The organism is Pseudomonas sp. CAU 1711, from assembly GCF_039888625.1.
Classification (GTDB): domain Bacteria; phylum Pseudomonadota; class Gammaproteobacteria; order Pseudomonadales; family Pseudomonadaceae; genus Aquipseudomonas.
The window spans coordinates 1-4,982 of sequence record NZ_JBDQQT010000030.1; the positions used below are offsets into that span (position 1 = coordinate 1).

Annotated in this window: 1 protein-coding gene; it reads left to right on the forward strand. The window is 60.8% G+C overall.

The annotated features are described in order from the left end of the window. On the forward strand, positions 1-4,982 hold a 4,982-nt coding region (locus AAFN46_RS20455), incomplete at both ends, for a LysM peptidoglycan-binding domain-containing protein (RefSeq protein WP_347810535.1).

The following is a 4,982-nucleotide window of genomic DNA, read 5'->3' on the forward strand; positions in this document are numbered from 1 at the left end:
GCGCCTGCTCAGCACCACCGACGCCCTGGGTCACAAGGAGAGCTACAGCTACGACGCGGTAGGCAACCGCAAGACCCTGACCAACAAGCTTGGCCACGTCTGGACCTACAACTACGACGCACGTAATCGCCTGGTCGAAGAGATCAGCCCGAAAATCACCGTCGCCAGCATCGACGCCGCCGGCAGCGTGACCAGCGCTGGCAACCATGTGGTGACCCAGATCGGCTACGACAATCTGGGCAATGTGCTCAGCCGCACCGAAGGTGTGCTGCGCAGCACCGTCAATGGCACCGACAACAAGGCCCAGGCCCGCACCACCAAGTACAGCTACGACAAGCTCAACCGGCAGATCGGCATCACCTCACCCGGCTGGTACAACAAGACCAGCGGCGCCTTCCAGCAGGCCGGCGACGGCACCGCCAATACCTTCCAGGTCACCACCACGGTGACCTACGACGCGGCCGGCAATGCCGTGCGCAACCGCGTGCGGGTCAACAACAGCGGCAACGCCGCCACCGACTTCGTCGACAGCTACAAGGTCTACGACAGCGTGGGGCGGGTGACCCACGAGATCGACGCCTTGGGCGGCGTCACGGCTTACAGCTATGACAGCCTCGGCAATCAGGTCACCACCAAGCGCTTCGCCAATGGCCTGACCGGCGCGGTGCCCTCGCGCGGCTACTACCTGGCCAGCGACATCACCAGCACCAACCTGGTGGCCGATGCCGCCAAGGACCGTACCCTGACCACCGCCTATGACAAGGCCGGGCGCAAGACCCGAGTCCAGCAGGATATGGTCAGCGTGTTCACCTTCACCGGCAACGTGGCGACCTCCACCAGCCAGACCCTGGCGCCGACCACGCTGTACAGCTACGACGCCCTGGGCCGGGTGGTGCAGGAGACCCTGGTGGGGCGCGATGCCAGCGGCGCGACCAAGATCACCGGCGCGTCCACGACCTACTACTACGACGGCGCCGGCAACCGCATCGGCATGGTGGATGCCATGGGCTACTACACGCGCATGGAGTATGACAACCTGGGCCGGCTCAAGCGCCAGGTGGAGTACGGCACCGCGCTGAGCAGCTGGAGTCAGGCCAGCATCCCGACGGCTCCGGCCGGCACGCTGGAGGATCGCAGCACGGCGTACAGCTATGATGCCATGGGACGGATGATCCAGGTCACCCGCGAGAACGTGCGCTACTGGGTACAGGACGCCAGCGATTTCGGCGGCAAGGTCACCTCCACCGAGAAGCGCGGCGATATCGTCGAGAGCAAGACCAGCTACGACGCGGTGGGCAACGTCCGCACCCTGACCGACGCCCTGAACAACGTCACCACCAGCGAGTACAACGCCCTCGGCCAGCTCACCAAGGTTATCGAGCCACAGCGCTGGGCGGCCAAGGCCGGCGCGGTCGATCCATTCGCGCTGGGCTTTGACGGCATCGTACTGGCTTCGCCCACCACCAGCTACGAAGTCAATGCTTTCGGTCAGGTCATACGGGAGACCCAGCGGGCGGGTGTGAATGCTCAAGGCGTGGCGCAGAGTGGTTGGGCGAAAGTTGCGCGCACCCTGTACGACGCCGCCGGCCATGAGATCAAGAGCATCGATGCCACCAATGCCGAGGAAACCTACAAGGTCGACGTGGCCGGGCGGCGCCTCGAGGAGCTGCAGCAGGTCAGCATGACGCTGAATGCCTGGACCTGGCTGGATGGCAAAAAACTCCAGTTCGACCAGGAGATCCGCCGCACCTTCGAGTACGACAAGCTGGGCCAGCAGACGGCAACCATCGCCTGGTATGGCGACTGGGATGGCAAGACCAAGGCCGCTAAAGAGTCGGTGGAGTACAACCGCTTCGGCGAAATCACCGCCAAGAAAATCAACGGCGAACTTACCGAGCTGTACAACTACAACCAAGTCGGGCGCGTGGAGGCATACGCCAACATGCAGCAGTGGATTGTGGTGGTGGACCATGATCTGGCCGGCAATGCCTCGCGCAGCAACCAGATCGGTCAACTGTGGGGGAGCGCCGACGACGACCGCATCACCTATACGCGCTACGACAAGCTGGGCCGCGCCGTCGAGCAACGCCTGCCGGAGTTCAGCGCCAACACCAGTGCCGATACCCTGAACAACGTGACCCTGACCAAGGTCACGCCGGTCATCAAGCAGGTATTCGACCGCTGGGGTAACGTCACCCAGCGCATCGACGCGCGGGGCAACAGCACCTTCTACGGCTACGACCATGGCAACCGACTATGGGCGGAAACCTATGCCGCCACCGACATCCTGCGCGAGAATGGCACTAGCTACCGTGCTAATACCATGCAGCAGCATCACTACGATGCCGCCGGCAAACACATTGCCAACCAGGACTGGGTCTGGCCCTATTCGGGACAAGCCGACTTCACCCTGCTGCGTACGCGCCACTATGTCCATAACCAAGTGGGGGAAATGGAGCGCGAGGTCGACGCGCTGGGCAACTGGCGCACCTATCGGGTCGATGCCTATGGCAATCGCATCGCCACCCGGAATGCCGTGGGGGTAGTGACCGTCGATAGTTTTGATGCCATGGATCGCCACACCTCCCATGGCATCATCCGCAATGGTGCGAAAGTCACACTGCTGACCAATCGCTATGACCAGGCTGGGCGCCTGGTGGCGGAGATCACTGGTAGTAGCGAGGTCGAGGAGTCCGCGCCACCCGCGCTCAACAGCGGGGGCGTGGTCGCCACCAAAGGCAACACTCGTTACACCCTGCGTGATGCGCGCGGCAATATCCTGTGGACCCGCAACGAGTCCGGCATCCAGATGCGTTATGGCTTCGATGCCTATAGCCGTAAAGTCAGTGAATGGGATGGGCTGGGCAATACCCAGACGTGGACCTATACGACCGGGGACTGGTCCAGGCTGAGCAGTCGCAAGGATCTGGGGGGGCGGGTATTTACCTACACCTATAACCTGTTTGGGCAGGTGGAGAAAGAAACCTTCATCGGGGCGGATCAGGGAAACTCTGTTACGCCAGCCAATAAGGATGGTATTCGCCTGGATCGCAAATATGCCTATTACGAAAACGGCTTATTGCAATCCATCACGGACATTGAAACGGAGGGGCCGAATCTAGGAACCGGCATCATCAACACCGATATCAGTGAATATGAGTACGATAGCGCGGGCAATAGAACCCGCGAGAGCACTCGAAAGTTTCAGCAGTGGAAGCTTTCCGGGCAGAACCCAGACACCTTCACCAGCGGCAATGCCGCACGGGAAGTGCGCTATCGTTACGATGAAAAAGGGCGCGTCAGAGATATCAAGATGCCCGCCGGCAATAGCCTGGTTGGCAGCCCTGACCACGACGCCAGCGGTTGGGAGTTATATACCACCATAGGCACTGGCAGGGTCGACTCTCTGGCCTACAGCTTTGACGAGTTGGGTAATCGCCGTCGCGTGCGCCTGGATACCACCAATCAAACCGGCGGCCGCACCGTTATCGACAACTGGTACAAGTACGACGCTGAAGGGCGTGTGTTGGTGGCCGATGGGTTTGTCAATGCCAGTGGCCAGGTGGTCGCCGGTAAAGTTGGCGGGGTGGCTAAAGGCACGGCCATGAGCTATGGCGCGAGCGGTCTCCGCATGTCCGCTACGACCTGGAGCTCAAGCTATGAGTCAGCATCCTTCTTTAATATTCATCAGTACAGCTATAACGATCAGGGGCAGCTTCTAAGCAGTTCCAAAAACTCTGAGATGCGAACCGGCCTGGATACTTCGGCCCCCACAAGCCCCTCCGGCATATTTGGCCAATGGCTGCCAGTTTTTACCAATACCTACGACGATTTTGGTCTCCGCACATCGCAGACCACTTACACCAGCAGTGGCGCGTTTAGCTCTTTAACCACTTATAGCTACCGTGGCGATGGTCAGTTGGCCCTGCAGCTTACGTATAAGAAGTTTGATGGCGTGCAGCGGCTGTCACAGGCCAGCTATTTCAATGAGGCCGGCATGATAGATGGCGCCGGCAATCAGGTTTCCTACCGCTATGCCATATGGAAATCCAGCGGCGCGTTCGACTATTCCGGCAGCTACAAAACCACTTACGCCGGCTTCGACAGCTACAAGGAATCCGTAACCACTGCCAGCATGAGCAAGTCCAGTACTCCTGGTGTCACGACGCATCGCTACACAGACCGGGGGGAACTGCTGCAGGTGGAGGGAACGGGAGGGAACAAGTTCACGCGGCGCTTCGCCTCTAACCGCGAGGGGCAGCTGCTCGCGGTGGAGCAGAACGGCAAGGCGCAAAGCCATATCTACTTCAATGGCCGTGAAGTGGCCAATATCGGCAATGCCAATACGGTGGAAATCACCGACACCGTGTCGCCGATCACCAAGGACACCTTTGGACTGACGCCGACCACCCACGTGGTGAGCGAGGGCGAAACGCTGCAAAGCATCGCGCTGCAGGTATGGGGCGACGATGCCATGTGGTATCTGATCGCCGACGCCAACGGTCTAACCGGTGGACAGGCACTGACTCCAGGCGACAGCCTGAAGATTCCCAATGTGCTGGGGGCCACGCACAACGACGCCAACGACTTCAAGCCCTATAACCCGAACGATGTGATCGGCAACACCACGCCGAGCCCGAAACCGAAGCTGCCCAAGCCGAAGAAGAAGAAGAGCGGTGGGTTGTCGAGCATTGTGATGATTGTGGTGGCGATTGTGGTCACGATCTATACCGCTGGGGCGGCTGCGTCTGCGTTTGGTGCGGCTTCCTCCGCTGCTGGGGCGGGAGCTGGGGCGGCGGCCGGTGCAGGAGCTGCCGCTGCGGGAACTGCATCCGCGTGGTCCATCGGTGCCGCAGCGTTGTCTGGCGGTGTGCTCGGTACTACTGCCGGGTTAAGTGGCTGGGCACTGGCTGGTGGGGCGGTGCTCGGTTCGATGGCAGGCAGCGCGCTTTCGCAAATGGCCGGTATGGCCATGGGCGTTA